This is a genomic window from Paenibacillus sp. SYP-B3998, assembly GCF_010820665.1.
Lineage (GTDB): Bacteria > Bacillota > Bacilli > Paenibacillales > NBRC-103111 > Paenibacillus_E.
This window is the reverse complement of the sequence record NZ_JAAIKC010000001.1, coordinates 983,309-999,811: the sequence shown is the minus strand read 5'-3', so window position 1 is coordinate 999,811 and position 16,503 is coordinate 983,309. Positions and strand designations below refer to the sequence as shown.

The following is a 16,503-nucleotide window of genomic DNA, read 5'->3' as shown; positions in this document are numbered from 1 at the left end:
TTTTTTAAATTTTATTGCGGAGGTTCACTATTCGATAAAAAAATACGGATCGTTGATCCTTGATCAACCCTTGTTCCTGCTTTTGGCGCCTGGCTAATGACATATTTGCCATTCCCCGATTTAGCCAATCTGAAATTCATATTCAGATCTTCCAATATATCTTCTACCGAGGCTCCAACCAAGTTCGGCACCTCGACAACTGGCGTTTCCCCATATCGGTAATCTTTATCCAACTGCTGCTTATTCGGTTCCACTTTCATATATCTTAAAGCGTCAGCCATCATATTCTTGACTAGTGGTGCAGCAATCAGCCCACCGAATTGAATGCCTTTCGGATCATCAACCGCAGCGTAGACGACAAGCTTCGGATTATCTGCTGGCGCAAAGCCAATAAAAGATACGATATGCTCATCTGGTGAATAACGTCCGTTAATTACCTTTTGCGCAGTCCCCGTCTTGCCTCCAACCCGATAACCGTCGATAAAAGCATTACGCCCAGTTCCTTTAGCTACAACGCTTTCCAGCGCTTCGCGAACCTGCTTTGAAGTATCCTCTGAAATTACATTACGAACAAGCTCCGGCTCTACAACATTTATAATTTCGCCCGATTCTGGATTCGTAAAGGACTTACTCACATGAGGTTTAAATAGCCTGCCTCCATTAATTGCAGCGGAGACCGCTGTCACTTGTTGAATCGGTGTGACGGAAACTCCTTGACCAAATGCAGTTGTCGCTAATTCCACTGGTCCTACTTGCGAAGGCTTGAACATAATGCCATTCTCTTCCCCGCCAAGATCGATCCCGGTTTTCTTCCCGAAGCCAAATTTCGAAATGTAATCAAACAACTTTTCTTTACCGAGCCGCTGTCCCATTACAACAAAGCCTGGATTACACGAATTTTCTACGACCTGCAGCATCGTCTCGCTGCCATGACCGCCCCGTTTCCAGCAGCGAAGCCTAGCCCCGCCCACTTCAATAAACCCAGGGTCAAAAAACTGTTCGTTTTTTAAATCTACCTTTTTCTCCTCTAGCGCTGCAGCCAATGTTATGATTTTGAAGGTAGAACCAGGCTCATAGGTTTTCCAAATCGGCAAATTCCGATTATAGGTCTCAGACGAATAATTATTATAATTGCCAGGTTCGTAGGTTGGCCTACTCCCCATTGCCAATATTTCTCCATTATTCGGGTCCATCATAATCGCCAACACGTTTTGAGCCTGATACTGAACCATCGCCTGATCCAGCTCTCTTTCCAGTACCGATTGTAAGTGGCTATCAATCGTTAATTGGAGGTTAAGCCCATCCTTCGGCTTCACATATTCATCTGTAGTTCCTTGCAATTGTCTTCCAGCTGCATCAGCCATATAAGAGATACTTCCTGGTACTCCGTTTAAATACTTATTGAATTTGGCTTCTGCCCCTGTTAATCCTTGATTATAGGCATTCGTAAAGCCTAGCACATGCGCAGCAAGCGTGCCAAATGGATAAAATCGCTTATTATCCTCGGCAACAACGATACCTGACAGCTTAAGATTACGAATTTCTTGTGCTTTTTCGATTGTAATTTTACGACCTGTTGGTTTAATTTCGTTGATTCTTGCTTTTTTAGTCATTTGTTTAAAGATTTCATCTTCATTGCCCTGAAGGATCTCGGCAAGCTTGGCTGCTATGACTCTGGCATCCTTTAACTGAACCGGAATCGCCATCACAGAAGGTGTGCTGACATTATAAGTAAGAGGTAAACCATTACGATCTTGAATCTCGCCTCTTTTAGGCGCAAAAGGAATGTCCCGACGCCAGCTATCCTCCGCTTTATCTGCTAAATCTTGTCCAATCCACAGCTGGACATAGGCTAAGCGCAGGATAAGCGCACTAAAGATGATTGTGCTAATAATAAGCGCAGTAAATAACCTGCGACGAACGGTAACGTTGGATGCACGCATGAACGTTCGTTCCCCCTTCCAAACAGTCAAGATCGTTCTTTTCAAGACTATTCGGGACAAACAGGGGTTAGAACAAGCCTTTTAGCTATGGCGTTTTTTTGCCTGTAGTACGCTGCGTGCTTTCCTTTGGGCCTACCGTTGAAACAGGAGCAGTCGATGCAGGAGTTGCAGCAGCCGTTTTATCGCTTAATGGGCGAAGCTGCAAGGTTACGATACGACTTGTGCCCTCCCCCGCTACGCTTTGATCAGCAACATAGCCTTCCCCAGCTGTTTGACATTCCACTTGTAAAAAAGAACAAGCTTCCATAGCGTCCCGTAGTGATCTTCCTGATAAATTCGGAAGGGGCAACTCATTTACTGACTGCAACGCTACATAAATTCGTTGTGTAGCCAGAATTTCAGTACCCGCTTTTGGAAATTGATCAACGACTTTAGATCCTTTACCAAATACTTCAAGCTTCAAGCCGCTCTCTTTGGACATTTCCTTGACTACCTCAGGTGTAGTGTCCGCAAAATTCGGCATTGTTTGTTTATTCGTTTCCTGCACGGGTGCCTTTGGCTGCTTCGTTGAAGCAACTCCCATATACTGGAGCGATTCCGTTACTATTTCTTTGAAGGCTGGAGCCAATACTTGGCCACCTAAGTGATAGTTGCCTCCAAGATCAGGTTGGTCGGCAATTAGCGTTATTAATATCTTCGGATTCTCCACAGGCGCATACCCTATAAACGAGATCACCCAGGTATTCGGCGAGTACGTTTTCTCACCTTGAAGTACAAGGTTGGCTGTACCTGTCTTGGCTGCCACACGATACCCGTCCATATAGGCTAGTTTACCTGTACCAATTTCTTGGTCTGACACAACCTGTTCTAAATAATTACTTACTTGACTCGCTGTTTGTTCGCTAACGATTTGATTGACTACTTTAGGAGCAAAGGCTTGAATCACTTGGCCTGTTTTTGGCTCAACGATATCTTTGACAATATGCGGCCACATGAGCTTACCGCCGTTAGCCATAGCAGCATACGCAGCCGTCTGCTGAATAGCCGTGACAACGACCTTACCTTGGCCATATGTAGCTGTTGCATATTCGGGATCATATTTAGGCTCGATAAGACCTGAAACCTCGCCAGGCATATCGATATTCGTCTTCTGATCGAAGCCAAACAGGCGCATGTAGTGCTCAAGCTTAGTAGGTCCCAACTTTTCATAGCCAAGTTTAACGAATGCAACGTTACTAGATCGTTTGAGTCCATCCAGATACGAGATTTTCCCCCAACCAACACGGTTATGGTCATGAAGTTCTCTATCCTTCACTCGAATCATACCCGATTGATACATTTCATTCGGGTTAAATAAATTTTCTTGCACTGCGCCTGCAAGGGTAACAATTTTAAAAGTAGAACCCGGCTCATAACGGGAAGCAATGGCATTATTTTTAAAATCGCTTTGATCTTTAATCGTCCAATATTTATTCGGATTAAAAGTTGGTGTATTGGCCATTCCGAGAATTTCCATCGTTGCCGGATCGACAGCAATAGCCGTCAAGCTTTTCGGATGCCACTTATCATTGACTTTCGCTAGCGCACTCTCCAAATAAAACTGAATGTTTTTATCAATGGTGAGTCTCACATTTTTCCCGTCTTCTGCCGGTTTGAAATTAATTTTGGAATCCGGAAGCTCAACACCCTTCCCATCCTTTTCATAACTCATCAAACCAGGAACACCTTTCAGGATGCCATCGAGGTTAAGCTCCAGTCCCAGTGAAGGAACGCCTTCTTTATTGGTGTAACCGAGAACGTGGGAAGCCAACGTTTCTCCAGGATAATATCTCTTCTTATCCTCAAGAATATAAATACCCAGGTCGACTCTCTCTTTAAGATTTAGTTTCGTCTGCAAGCTTTTGATAAATAGCTTAACCTGGTCAGCTTTTTCCTTCTCAATCTTCCAGCCTTCATTCCGAACCTCTACATTGGCAGCAAAATCCGAACCATCCGGCTTCTTTTTCGTTGCTCGTTCACGAATTTTATTTACTAATGCAGGTTTCGTTTCATCCGAATCTTTCAAAATTTCAGCTAATCCTTGCGCAATGTCCTCTGAAATATGATACCCATCTATCATTTTAGGATTTAAAGCTATCGTATACGAGGTTGCATCAACTGCTAGCACCTTATCGTTTCTGTCTAGAATCGTTCCTCTAGCAGGCGCCAGCACCTTGTCCGTCTCCCAAACCTTCTCCGCTTTCTCCAGTAGCCAGGAGGCCTCTACGACTTGAATCCAATAGACTTTAGCAATAAGGACAACAAAAAGAAGGGTAAACACCCCTCCAATTAACAAAGAACGAACTTTAATTTTTTTAGTCATATGGGTACCTGCCTGTTTACGGATTATAGGCTAATTTAGGATTTTTGTCGACATTTGCAGCCGATTTTCCTTTAGGCGGAGATACAAGGCTTACCTGCTTCTCATCTTGCGGCTTCAATCCTAGCCGTTTCGCTACATCTTTCATACGTTCAGGACTTTGTAGCTTCTCAACCTCTTGCTTTAAGGCGCTATTTTCAGCTTGAATCTCACGAATTTGATTTTGCATAACCAATATATTTTTATTCATTTGATAAATGGCTGCATAACGCCAAATAATAACACCGGCAACAATAACACAGAGCACAACCGTGAACAAATACAGCATTTTTTCTTGAACAGGAATTGTCTTGTTCCGGTAAACAACCTTCGTTGTTTCTTTAATTTTCACCCTCTGCGGCTGCTTCTGTTTCTGGCTCTGCTTTTGATCTAGTGCCAAATTCCCTTGGATGTAAGCGGGCATTATTTCAACCTCCTTCGAGCATTCTATTGAAAAACTGACTTTCTGAGATCAGGCTTAGTTTCAAAGCTTTTCGGCAATTCGCAGTTTTGCTGACCTTGCCCTCTGATTAGCTTCTAGTTCCAATTCCCCTGGGATAATCGGTTTACGCGTCACTAATTTCAACGAACCCCCACGCTTACAAACACAGATTGGAAATCCTGGCGGACATGTACACTTTTCAACTTTACTAACGAAAAGCTGCTTACAAATTCGATCCTCCAACGAATGGAAGGTGATGACAGCGACTCTGCCTTGTGGTGCCAGGCAGTTGATGGCTTGCTCCAATGCTTCTTCAAACGCGCCCAACTCATCGTTCACGGCGATTCTCAGCGCTTGGAAGCTGCGTTTGGCGGGATGCCCCCCCGTTCTTCTCGCGGCAGCAGGAATGCCTTCCTTAATTAATTCGACAAGCTCGCCTGTTGTTTCTATCGCCTTCTTGGCTCTAGCTTCGGCAATTACACCTGCAATACGACGAGAAAATTTTTCTTCTCCGTATTCATACAAAATTTTGGCAATCCGTTCAGGTGGCCACTCATTAACAATCATTTTGGCCGTTAGCTCTGTCGTGCGGTCCATTCTCATATCAAGCTCCGCATCATGATTGTAGCTGAAGCCACGTTCGCCATCATCCAGCTGTGGAGATGAAACACCAAGATCGAACAATATCCCGTCGACTTGTGGTTTGCCGTCGCGCAGCGCTCTAGGTTCATTACGGAGCACATGCTCTAATTCTCTAAAATTGCTTTTCACAATTTTCACTCGATCTAAATAAGGCGCGAGCACAAGCTCTGCATTCGCTAAAGCCACATCATCTTGATCCAGAGCGATCAAAAGTCCCTCTGGCCCTAGCTTTGAAGCGATCAATGAGCTATGGCCTGCTCCTCCCATCGTACAATCCACATAAATTCCATTAGGCTGTATATGTAAACCTTCAACAGATTCTTCCTTAAGTACCGTCACATGATGAAACACTTGGTGTCCTCCTAAGCGTTCTGCCTTGGCAAAACTGTCTTCGTAACCATTTAAAGATCAAAATTAAAATCCACGAGCTTCTCGGCAATTTCATTAAACGACTGCTCGGATTCATTGGCATAGCTTTCCCAAATTCCCTTGCTCCAAATCTCAACTCGATTGGAAACGCCGATCACGACACAATCTTTTTCAAGCTTCGCGTGATCAACTAAATTCCCCGGTATGTTCGCTCTCCCCTGCTTATCCAGATCACATTCGGTTGCTCCGGAGAAAAAAAACCTTGTAAAGGCGCGCGCATCAGATTTCATCAAGGGCAGCGCTTTGAGCTTTTGTTCAAGAATTGCCCATTCCGATCTTGGATAGACAAATAAGCACTGATCCAACCCGCGAGTGATAACAAATGAGTCACCAAGGGCTTCACGAAATTTAGCCGGGATGATCATCCGGCCCTTCTCGTCAATGCTATGCTGGTATTCTCCCATGAACATAGCACATCGCCCCCTTTCCCTCCACTTTGTACCACTTTCCACCACATTCGAATCAATATTCGCCAAAAATGAAGCAAATCCTGCTACGAGGGCAGGATTTGCAAAATATTTTTTCGGTTTTTTGCTTATTGACCCTCTTTTGACCTATCTTGCTCATCTTCAAGGCTATGAAAAGAAGCATTTTGCTTACTGAGCTGATTTCTGATTTCCAGCAATTGTTTATTCCTTTTACGTTTGAACAACCAAATGGGTAAGGCGATAATCCCTACAATGACAAGCACTGGCACTGCTGCCGCCAAAAACACAAGAATCCCCTGCAACACTGTTGTCAGCACGTTAAGGCTAGAATTCCATGCCCGTTGAATTCGTTCTTGCAGCGTCAACTTATTAGGATCAGACAGGAGAGGCTTGTTGCCTGTTTGCTGATACATCCTTAATTCGATCGTTGAATAGGACACATTTTGATCCAAATACCGCATTCGACCTTTGATCTGCTCGATTTCACCTTGAACCTTGGAGAGCTCCCCCGAAAAAGCAAGCAAATCATCCGTTTTCGTAGCTTTATCCATGAAACTGAGCAAACGCCCTTCAACCAATTGCTTTGCCTTTAAACGAGAGTCCAGATCTACATACTCTTCGGTTACATCCTGTCCCTGAACATTGCGTTGAAGAGAAGGACTGATGCTCTCTAATCCATCAAGCAAGGAAGCAAACCCATTCGCGGCTACCTTAATTGTGAACGTTCCACCTCTTTCCCCCGTATTCGTATTCTCGGAGAACTGCAGAATGTAAGCCCCGCTAAGCGCAACCAAATCGCGCAGTCGCGTCTGAGCTTTGCTATAGTCCTCAACGGGCATAACCAAGTTAGCTTTGTAAATCAGCTTTCGGTTAAACCCGGCAGTCTCGTCACTACCCGCTTTCGGTACGAGCGTAATTGGCGCAGCTATATCCAATGTAGTTGAGCTAACAACTGCTTTCTGTTTCTCTTGGTCTGAAGCGGCAGTTGCAACCGTTCGCTCTGTATCCGAACTTGCCATTCCTTTTGGCTGGGTGACTCCTGACAATTTCTCTGTCGAGGCATTACCGCTTAATTGGCTTGATGCCTTTGCCTCACTTGCCGCTGAATGCGTTGAATCGGCTCTAGATGAGCTGCAGCCCGTCAGTCCCCATATACATAGCAACGATATACTAAGCGCAATCATAAGAGTTCGCTTATACGGTTCCCTCCTTCTTTTACCCGAACTGCTCAAGCGATCGTTCTGCGCCTTATCTGTACATCTGCCTCGTTGTGACTCCCCCATTTCGCCCATCCCCGTTTCCATATTTTGGTTCATGCAACCTATTAACGGATATGGAAAAAGAAAGGTTGCACGCGCACTCAAAGAGGCTTTGTAAACACAAAAAAAGCTCGAAGGAAGATCATTCCTTCGAGCTACTTTTTTTATATTTTAATGCTCCGCCCAACTATCTAAGTATACCTTCTGCTCTTCTGTCAATGCGTCAATGCTCGTACCAAGAGATGCCAGCTTGTATCTAGCTACTTGCTCGTCCAATACATAAGGAACGCTAACAACTGTTTTACCCAAGCTCTCATACTGCTCATTCACATATTTCAAGGAGATTGCTTGCAGTGCAAATGTCATATCCATAATCTCAGCCGGATGACCATCACCTGCTGCAAGATTCACAAGACGTCCTTCTGCAAGAATGTAAAATTTGCGTCCATCTGCCAATTGATACTCTTCAATATTGCGACGAACTGTGCGCTTAGAAACAGACATCGCTTCTAGTTCAGGCTTGTTAACCTCTACGTCGAAGTGACCTGCGTTAGAAAGAATAGCTCCATCTTTCATCACTTCGTAATGCTCGCCGCGGATAACATCACGATTACCTGTTACGGTTACGAAGAAATCTCCTAATTTAGCTGCTTCGCTCATCGGCATGACAGCGAAACCGTCCATGTAAGCTTCAACCGCTTTGATCGCGTCAATTTCCGTTACTATAACATTCGCGCCTAAACCTTTGGCACGCATGGCTACGCCTTTACCACACCAGCCATAACCAACAACAACAACTGTTTTACCAGCTACGACAAGGTTTGTTGTGCGATTAATGCCATCCCAAACGGACTGACCTGTTCCGTAACGGTTATCAAACAAATATTTACAGAAAGCATCGTTAACAGCAACCATCGGGAATTCAAGCTTCCCTTCTTTTTCCATTGCCTTAAGTCGCAAAATACCTGTCGTCGTTTCTTCCGCTCCGCCTCTTACCTGTACGCCTAAATCTTTGCGCTCTGAATGAAGAATTGAAACGAGATCGCCACCATCGTCAATAATTAAGTCTGGCTTTGTTTCCAGCGCTTTAATGAGCAATTCCTTGTATTCTTGCGGACTCGGATTGTATTTAGCAAATACCGTAATTCCGTCTTCGACCAGCGCCGCACATACATCATCCTGTGTAGAAAGCGGATTGCTTCCTGTAATCGTCACTTCCGCTCCGCCAGCTTTTACGACTTTGGCCAAATACGCGGTTTTCGCTTCCAAATGCAAGGAAATCGTTACCTTTAAACCTTTGAAAGGCTGTTCTTTTTCGAATTGCTCACGAATGCGATTCAAAACCGGCATATGTGCCTGTACCCAATCGATCTTCAAATGCCCTTCTGGAGCTAAACTCATATCCGTTACAATACTTTTTTCCACTGCTTCCATATTCAATTACCTCCTATAGATAATAAATGCGGTGCAAACCGTCAACTGGTATCGGTGTTTGTATCAAATTCGTCAGCCAATCATTACCATATCGATTTAGATAAGCACACCCATTATACACTCTTTCTTGGGGCTTTGCGAGGGGAATTATGGTAAATCGAATGCGTTCAAGCTGTCTGAGCGCTGAATCGAATTGCGTCTTGTAGGCATCCGATGCTTTATTTTGCAAGAACTCAATTTGATCGACAATTTTAGCTAAATTCGTTTCTCCAAGCTTTTTAACACCTGGATTAATTGCAGCTAAAGAATCTACAAGAGGTGAATAATTAGCTTGGAATTGCGCTTTCACCGCTTCGAAGCGTTCTGCAAGCTTCAATGTATCCTGCGCATCTAGCCACTCCTGTTTCTTCTCCTCGAAACGTTCAAGAACATCTTCGAAACTAAAGTCATACTTGTTCATATTTTTTTGTACTGTACCCTCAATCAATGTGAACTCTAGTCGCGGCGCAACGATTGGCATTTTCATGTCGAAGAGTTCAAACGCCTGTCTGGTTAATGCCCAATACGCAATTTCTCCTGGTCCCAATACAGTAGCTAGAACCGGAAACAAAAACTCTTGCATCAGCGGTCTCGTCATCACATTATTGCTGAATTGTTCGGGTGACGTCAGGGCTAGATCATGTAATTGTTCACGAGAAAAGGTGTATGCTTTCTTTTTATCAACGAAACGTCCATCTTCACGATACAGCAGCATTCGATGTCCGCCTGTAAATACGAATAAATTGGCGCCATCCTCAGCTATTTCTGCTTGAGCATCGTAGCCTGCAGCCTCGACCTCTGCGCGGGTTTTGACAAGCGCCGCCGTTAGCGATTCGTTTTGAATAACTAACTGTTCAAACATTTCCGCTTCTATTTCTCGAAGAGCTGGTTCGTCAGAATCGATCAAAACAAGCCCGTATTCGCCAAACAAGACAGCCATCCATCTCGCAAATGCATCCGATAAGGTGCCTGCGCCTTCTGTCGTTTGCTTCAACTTGTCTAGCAAAGCTCCCTTGAACTCCGTATCCATTAAAGATTGATCTAATGACTCCAAAGCTTCCATCCAAACAACAGAAGATAACGGCAACTTACTCACCGAGGTACGTTGTCCATTAGGATGTTCCACTTTTATTTTTTCAACCTGCTGTGTACTAGTTAAGGTATAAATATGATTGACTTCATCGAAATCGTGATCTTCGCCAGCAATCCAAAAAATAGGAACCACTGGTCGCTTTAATTTCTCGCTCCACTCACGCGCTAACTGAATAATCGTAATCGCTTTATACAGAACTAAGAGCGGACCTCCAAATAAACCCGCCTGCTGACCTCCAACTATAGCTAGGGCGTCATTTTGTGCTAGCGCTGATATATATGCTGTCGCTGCGGGTAAGTTACCTATACGTTCATTATAGGCAGTTAACACCTTAACTAGCTTATGACGATCTACTTGCGGCGCTTTCGTTGGCGCACTTAGCCATTGCGCACGTTCCATCCAGTCATTTGAGTTTCTGTAATGATAGGGAAATAACCCATCTGCTTGTATTGCATGTAAGATGTAATCATCAGCAAGAGTCTGACTTTTCTTCCAATGAAAAGTTTCCATTTGCATATGCGACGCTGTCTCCTCTTCATCCCAAATAAAAAAGACCTAATTCTTATTTAATTGTACACGTATAAATGGCAATCGTCAAAACTGTATTTTTTTTAATTACATTTGATAGGTGAACAACATCAAAAAGCCGCCCCCTTCGGGACGGCTCCAAATATTAGTACAAATGACAAGCTACAAAGTGATGCGGTTCTACTTCTTTAGTTGGCGGCATCGAGTCCGCGCATTGCGGCATAGCCTTTGGACAGCGCGTCCGGAATGGACAGCCGCTTGGCGGATTGAGCGGGCTTGGTACATCCCCCTGCAAAATAATCCGTTCACGCGTACGCTCGATCTCTGGATCTGGGATTGGAATCGCAGAAAGCAGCGATTGTGTATAAGGATGCAATGGCTTTGCATATAAATCTTTTGAAGTTGTAACCTCAACCAAGTTACCCAAATACATAACGCCAATACGATCAGAGATATGTTTTACCATCGCCAAATCATGCGCAATAAACAAGTACGTAAGGCCACGTTCTTTTTGCAATTTTTTAAACAGATTCACAACCTGTGCTTGTACGGAAACGTCCAGGGCAGAGATTGGTTCATCGGCAATAATGAATTGCGGCTCAATCGCTAACGCACGAGCAATTCCGATCCGTTGACGCTGACCACCAGAAAATTCATGGGGAAACCGATTGGCGTGCTCATCATTTAGACCAACAGCCCTTAGCAGTTCCATTACCTTCTCTTTACGTTCAGCGCCTTTGTACAGACCATGAATATCAATGCCTTCTGCAATAATATTCCCAACAGTCATACGCGGGTTTAGCGACGCGTATGGATCTTGGAATACCATTTGCATATTGCGGTTAAAATCTTTCAACTTTTTACCTTTAAGTTTATGAACATCTTCACCATTGAAAAGCACTTCGCCCTCAGTTGCATCGTACAACTTAATGATGGTTCTACCTGCTGTAGATTTCCCGCAACCGGACTCTCCAACGAGGCCGAATGTTTCACCCCGGTTAATTTCAATAGAGAAATTATCAACGGCTTTCAACACTTTGCCGTTACCCAGATTGAAATGCTTTTTCATATTGCGAATTTGTAATATCGGTTGATTAGCCATTGTGGTGACCTCCCACTCCTACTGGACGTTCCACTTGTGGAGCATCCGGGTGCAGCAGCCAACAAGCGGAGCTGTGCGTCTCTGATAGCGTCGTATGCTCTGGATCTTCTTCAACGCAAATGCTCATTGCATATGGACATCTAGCTGCAAAAGCACAGCCTTGGGGTGGTGCAAAAAGATCGGGAGGCGTTCCCGGAATCGGGATCAACTCTTCATCGCTATTCGTATCCAAACGCGGTACGGATCGCAGCAAGCCCCACGTATACGGGTGTTGCGGATCATAGAAAATTTCATCTACGGTCCCCTGCTCAACAATCTTACCTGCATACATAACAACAACACGTTTCGCCATATCAGCAACTACACCAAGGTCATGCGTAATTAAGATAATAGAAGAGTCCGTTTTCACCGAAATTGTCTTCATTAAATCAATAATTTGAGCTTGGATCGTTACATCTAGAGCCGTTGTTGGTTCATCAGCAATAAGAAGCTTAGGCGAACAAGCAAGCGCAATAGCGATCATTACGCGTTGACGCATACCACCAGAGAGTTCGTGTGGATATTGATGAATACGCCCCTCTGGAGAGTTAATACCGACAAGTGTAAGAATCTCGATCGCTTTTTCCGTTGCATCTTTTTTATTTAAACCTTCGTGTTTGATCAAACCTTCCGTGATTTGATCACCGATTTTCATCGTCGGATTCAATGAGGTCATTGGATCTTGGAAAATCATACCCATTTCAGAACCACGAATTTTCTCCATTTGACTGTTAGACAATTTGGTAATATCCGTGTTGCCATCAAAAAGAATTGAACCGCTTTTTATATAACTAGGCGGAGTAGGAATTAAACGCATGAGCGTTTGTGCAGTAACGGATTTCCCGCAACCGGACTCACCTACAATCGCCAACACTTCACCTTTTTTCAAAGAAAAAGACACGCCACGAACAGCTTGAACTTCTCCCGCATACGTGCGGAACGAAACTCTCAAATCTTTAACTTCAAGTAAATTGTTATTGGTGCTCATCATTATTCACCCCTTCTTACTTGCGCATTTTTGGATCAAGCGCATCACGAAGCCCATCGCCAAGCAGATTGAAGCTTAATAGAATCAAACTGAAAATAACAGTTGGGAAAATCAGTCGATGCGGATATAAACGGATATAGTTCGCGCCATCAGACAATAAGTTACCTAAAGAGGCGAGCGGCGGTCTAATCCCCAAACCAATAAAGCTTAAGAACGCTTCTGTGAAAATTGCCGAAGGTACAACGAACGTAATTTGTACGATAATGATACCAAGAGCATTAGGAATCAAGCTGCGCAAAATAATTCTCATTGCTGAGGATCCGAGCGTGCGAGAAGCCAGAACAAACTCTTGTTCTTTCAAGGTAAGCATTTGACCACGCACCAACCGTGCCATTGGAACCCAGCCGGTAATACTGTAAGCCAAAATAATGGTTGGAATACCTGGACCAATTACCATAATCAGTAGAATAGCGATTAACAAATAAGGGACAGAGTACACGATTTCAATCGTACGCTGCATCACTTCATCCACACGTCCACCATAGTAAGCGGATATCCCACCGTAAATAACCCCAATAACCAAATCAATCAAAGCAGCTGTGATACCAATAAACAAAGAAATTCGAGTTCCCCACCATACCCGCGTCCATAGATCACGACCAAAGTCGTCTGTCCCGAACCAATGGGCACCTGTTGGAGATTGATTTTTGATTTTCAAATCTTGCGTTTGATAATCATAACTAGAAATAAAAGGCACGAGAATTGCCAATACGATTAAAGCAACCAGTATAATCAAGCCGGTCATAGCCAGCCTATTTTTCTTAAGTCGTCTCCATGCGTCCTGCCAATAGTTAAGCGAAGGTCTCACGATTCTTTCGCTAGTCAAAGATGCTCTTGAAACGGGAGCAAACTTATTGTTATTCTCGTTGTTATGCGAAGTAGTTTGCATCATTTATTTCCCGCCTTTCCCAAGACGAATTCTAGGGTCAATAAAGCCATATAGCACGTCCGTTAAGAAGATTACCAATATAAGAATACTCGAGTAGAAAATCGTTAATCCAGAGATCATGGTATAATCATTGGAATAAACGGCAGAAACAAAGTGTTTTCCCAAACCTGGAACTGAAAAAATTTGTTCAACAACAAGTGTGCCTGTGATTACGTTTACAAATATTGGGCCGATAATAGTAATAACTGGTAAAATGGCATTTCTTATCGTATGCTTCACAACGACAGTAAAATTAGTAAGACCTTTTGCTTTAGCCGTCTTAATGTAATCTTGATTCAGAACATCCAGCATCGAGGTACGCATCAAACGCGCCAAAATAGCTAATGTACCGAAGGACAAGGCAATTGCCGGCAATACTCGATAGCTAGGTCCTTTCCACAAACCTGCAGGAAGTATGCCCCACTTAACACCAATGTAATAAGACAATAATGGACCGAGTACAAAGGATGGAATCGAAACACCTAGTACAGCAATAAACATAGCTGTGTAATCGCCTGCTTTATTATGCTTCAACGCTGCAACAATCCCTAATGTTAGACCAACAATTATAGCGATAACAATAGAGATCAAACCTAGCTCTAGTGAAGAAGGAAATGCTTGCTTAATGATATCCGTAACTTTATGTGCAGGGAATTGAAAGGAAGCTCCTAGATCGCCATGGATGATGTTGTTCATGAATGTTAAGTATTGCTCCCACAATGGCTTATCCAATCCGTATTGCTTCAGCAACATCTCTTTCGTAGCTTTAGGAATCCGTTCTGCCCCTTCTCCTAGCGGATCTCCTGGCAAGTTTTTCATCAATACGAAGGTAAATGTTGCAATGAGCCATAACGTTATAAGCGCATATAAGAGACGGCGAAGAATGAACTTAACCATATTGCTCCTCCTTATTTAAAATGACAACTGAGAAATTAGAAGAGGCCGCTCTCACGAGGTGCGAACGGCCTCTTCTGATGAAGTAGAACTATTAAGTCTAATGTTATTTAATACTAGTCCATTTCAGTTCCCACTCAGGACCGAAGGAAGGTAGAATCAGACCATTGACAGCCGGCTTTTTCACATAAGCGCGAGTACGGAAGTAAAGTGGAGCAACACCTTGATCATCCATCAGGATTTTCTCAGCATCAGCCAAAGCTTTCGCACGTTTGGAAGCATCAACTTCAGTTTGAGCTTGCTTGATCAATGCATCGTATTGCGGATTGCTGTAGAAACCTTCATCAAACTCTCCGTTTGTGATCCACATATCAAGGAATGTCATTGGATCATTGTAGTCAGCGCCCCATAGAGACAGTACCATGTCAAAGTCATGTTTGGAAGAAAGCTCAATTCTCAATGCATGCGGCACTGGGTTTGCTTCAGCTTCATAACCAAGGTTTTGTTTCCATTGAGCCAAAATGAACTCAATAGACTTTTTAGCTGCTTCTGTATCATCAGCATTCAACTTCATTTTAGGCAAAGCAGTCAGATTAATTTCTTTCAAACCATCGGCTAACAATTGTTTCGCTTTAGCAGCATCGAACTTAGGTTGCGTTTCGCCTGCTGTTTTACGGAAGCTACCGCCTGCTCCATCTGAAGTACCTTCAGGAACTAGACCTGTAGAAGGCACAGAACCGTTTGCAAGCACGGTATCAACGAATGCTTGACGATCAATTGCCATACCTAGCGCTTGACGAATCTTTTTGTTTGCCAATGCTGGATTCCGTTGTGTTTGGAACATGATATAGCTGTTTGTTAACTCTGCTTTTGGAGAGCTATCTGGTTTACCTTGATACAATTTAAGCTGATCGCCTTTAATTTCAGTCAGGTCAGCTGCTTCTGTTTCATACAGGTTCAAACCAGTATTTGTATCTTTTACGATATTGACCGTTGCCTTTGTAAGTTTAACATTAGCAGCATCCCAATATTTATCATTTTTAACCAGTTCAAGCGTTTGACCATGTTCCCATTTCGTAAGCAAGAAAGGACCTGCACCGATTACTTTATCAGCATCCGCACCATTCTTCTCGCCTAATTTCGTTACAATATCTTCTCTTTGAGGGAAGAATGCAAGGAATCCAAGCAATTGCGTGAAGAATGCAATTGGTTTCTCAAGTTTGATTTCAATTGTTTTGTCGTTAATTGCTTTAACACCAAGCGCATCTTGGGCAGCTTTTACTTCTTCAGGAGTTTTAGCCTTCGTAACTGCTTCTCCACCTTTAAGCCATGCTACCATGAAGCTGTATTGAGCTTTCGTAGCAGGATCAAGCGTGCGTTTGAAGGAGTAAACGAAATCTTGAGCTTTCACCGGTTGGCCATCGGACCAAGTAGCATTGTCACGAATTTTAACTGTATACGTTAGACCATCGCTAGAAATGTCTGGGAACTTTTCCGCAAGTGCAGGAGTCGCTTTACCATCTTTGTCTGTACGGTATAAACCCTCACTAATTGCATTAAGAAACGTGGACACAATGTTTGCAGTCGATTTAGAAACATCCAGAACAGGTGGTTCTGCAGAGATATTAATAGCAATCTGTTGTGGTTTATTGGAAGCTGCTGGTGCAGTTGTTCCTTTAGCATCCCCAGGTGATGTAGATGGTTTTTCCTCACTCTTAGCACAGCCCATTGCAACACTGCCCATAAGTGTTAGTGCCACTGCCGTTGAAACCCACTTCGTAGCTTTCATTAAAACTCCTCCTTTAAAATTATGTATATCTAAATCTATGGTCAGGTGTATTTGGCAGATTTAATCAC

The 16,503-nt window shown here is 43.5% G+C and carries 13 protein-coding genes; all 13 read right to left on the bottom strand.

The window, feature by feature from the left end; genetic code table 11:
• Window positions 1–11: 11 nt before the first annotated feature.
• The 13 genes from GK047_RS04435 to GK047_RS04375 all read right to left on the bottom strand — a co-directional run bounded on the left by GK047_RS04435 (window position 12) and on the right by GK047_RS04375 (window position 16,435).
• On the bottom strand, window positions 12–1,943 hold the full coding sequence (locus tag GK047_RS04435; RefSeq protein ID WP_163941720.1) for a stage V sporulation protein D: 1,932 nt from the start codon (window positions 1,941–1,943) through the stop codon (window positions 12–14).
• Between the two features lie 85 nt (window positions 1,944–2,028).
• Entirely contained in the window at window positions 2,029–4,305 is a 2,277-nt protein-coding gene (locus GK047_RS04430; protein WP_163941717.1) for a penicillin-binding transpeptidase domain-containing protein, read from the bottom strand.
• Window positions 4,306–4,321: 16 nt separating this feature from the next.
• Window positions 4,322–4,765, bottom strand: coding sequence for a cell division protein FtsL (gene ftsL, locus GK047_RS04425; protein WP_163941714.1), 444 nt, complete (start codon window positions 4,763–4,765; stop codon window positions 4,322–4,324).
• 60 nt (window positions 4,766–4,825) lie between these two features.
• Entirely contained in the window at window positions 4,826–5,776 is a 951-nt protein-coding gene (rsmH, locus tag GK047_RS04420) for a 16S rRNA (cytosine(1402)-N(4))-methyltransferase RsmH (RefSeq protein ID WP_163941711.1), read from the bottom strand.
• A gap of 50 nt (window positions 5,777–5,826) precedes the next feature.
• Window positions 5,827–6,264 (bottom strand): division/cell wall cluster transcriptional repressor MraZ, encoded by a 438-nt coding sequence (mraZ, locus tag GK047_RS04415; protein ID WP_163941708.1) that lies wholly within the window; start codon window positions 6,262–6,264, stop codon window positions 5,827–5,829.
• A 125-nt stretch (window positions 6,265–6,389) separates the two neighbouring features.
• Window positions 6,390–7,598 (bottom strand): DUF4349 domain-containing protein, encoded by a 1,209-nt coding sequence (locus GK047_RS04410; protein WP_163941705.1) that lies wholly within the window; start codon window positions 7,596–7,598, stop codon window positions 6,390–6,392.
• A gap of 114 nt (window positions 7,599–7,712) precedes the next feature.
• Window positions 7,713–8,975, bottom strand: a complete 1,263-nt coding sequence (locus GK047_RS04405) for an adenosylhomocysteinase (protein ID WP_163941702.1) — start codon at window positions 8,973–8,975, stop codon at window positions 7,713–7,715.
• Between the two features lie 13 nt (window positions 8,976–8,988).
• A complete protein-coding gene (bshC, locus tag GK047_RS04400) occupies window positions 8,989–10,617 on the bottom strand; it encodes a bacillithiol biosynthesis cysteine-adding enzyme BshC (RefSeq protein WP_240343755.1) in 1,629 nt (542 codons plus the stop codon).
• A gap of 163 nt (window positions 10,618–10,780) precedes the next feature.
• Window positions 10,781–11,737: an ABC transporter ATP-binding protein gene (locus GK047_RS04395; RefSeq protein WP_163941696.1), complete on the bottom strand. Its 957-nt coding sequence runs from the start codon at window positions 11,735–11,737 to the stop codon at window positions 10,781–10,783.
• Window positions 11,730–12,767 (bottom strand): ABC transporter ATP-binding protein, encoded by a 1,038-nt coding sequence (locus GK047_RS04390; protein WP_275901630.1) that lies wholly within the window; start codon window positions 12,765–12,767, stop codon window positions 11,730–11,732. Before GK047_RS04390 ends, GK047_RS04395 begins: the two co-directional genes overlap by 8 nt.
• A gap of 13 nt (window positions 12,768–12,780) precedes the next feature.
• Complete coding sequence (locus GK047_RS04385; protein WP_481855925.1) at window positions 12,781–13,716, bottom strand: ABC transporter permease; 936 nt, start codon at window positions 13,714–13,716, stop codon at window positions 12,781–12,783.
• Window positions 13,717–14,649, bottom strand: a complete 933-nt coding sequence (locus GK047_RS04380) for an ABC transporter permease (RefSeq protein WP_163941693.1) — start codon at window positions 14,647–14,649, stop codon at window positions 13,717–13,719.
• Window positions 14,650–14,752: 103 nt separating this feature from the next.
• The gene (locus GK047_RS04375) at window positions 14,753–16,435 is read right to left on the bottom strand and encodes a peptide ABC transporter substrate-binding protein (RefSeq protein ID WP_163941690.1); all 1,683 of its coding nucleotides are present in this window, start codon (window positions 16,433–16,435) and stop codon (window positions 14,753–14,755) included.
• Window positions 16,436–16,503 lie beyond the last annotated feature (68 nt).

What these genes read in the sequence shown, in the direction of transcription:
- GK047_RS04385 (WP_481855925.1), bottom strand. Translation starts at nt 13,716, where the DNA reads ATGATGCAAACTACTTCGCATAACAACGAGAATAACAATAAGTTTGCT.
- GK047_RS04410 (WP_163941705.1), bottom strand. Translation starts at nt 7,598, where the DNA reads ATGAACCAAAATATGGAAACGGGGATGGGCGAAATGGGGGAGTCACAA.
- GK047_RS04435 (WP_163941720.1), bottom strand. Translation starts at nt 1,943, where the DNA reads ATGCGTGCATCCAACGTTACCGTTCGTCGCAGGTTATTTACTGCGCTT.
- mraZ (WP_163941708.1), bottom strand. Translation starts at nt 6,264, where the DNA reads ATGTTCATGGGAGAATACCAGCATAGCATTGACGAGAAGGGCCGGATG.
- GK047_RS04375 (WP_163941690.1), bottom strand. Translation starts at nt 16,435, where the DNA reads ATGAAAGCTACGAAGTGGGTTTCAACGGCAGTGGCACTAACACTTATG.
- GK047_RS04430 (WP_163941717.1), bottom strand. Translation starts at nt 4,305, where the DNA reads ATGACTAAAAAAATTAAAGTTCGTTCTTTGTTAATTGGAGGGGTGTTT.
- GK047_RS04380 (WP_163941693.1), bottom strand. Translation starts at nt 14,649, where the DNA reads ATGGTTAAGTTCATTCTTCGCCGTCTCTTATATGCGCTTATAACGTTA.
- GK047_RS04390 (WP_275901630.1), bottom strand. Translation starts at nt 12,767, where the DNA reads ATGATGAGCACCAATAACAATTTACTTGAAGTTAAAGATTTGAGAGTT.
- ftsL (WP_163941714.1), bottom strand. Translation starts at nt 4,765, where the DNA reads ATGCCCGCTTACATCCAAGGGAATTTGGCACTAGATCAAAAGCAGAGC.
- GK047_RS04405 (WP_163941702.1), bottom strand. Translation starts at nt 8,975, where the DNA reads ATGGAAGCAGTGGAAAAAAGTATTGTAACGGATATGAGTTTAGCTCCA.
- bshC (WP_240343755.1), bottom strand. Translation starts at nt 10,617, where the DNA reads ATGGAAACTTTTCATTGGAAGAAAAGTCAGACTCTTGCTGATGATTAC.
- GK047_RS04395 (WP_163941696.1), bottom strand. Translation starts at nt 11,737, where the DNA reads ATGGCTAATCAACCGATATTACAAATTCGCAATATGAAAAAGCATTTC.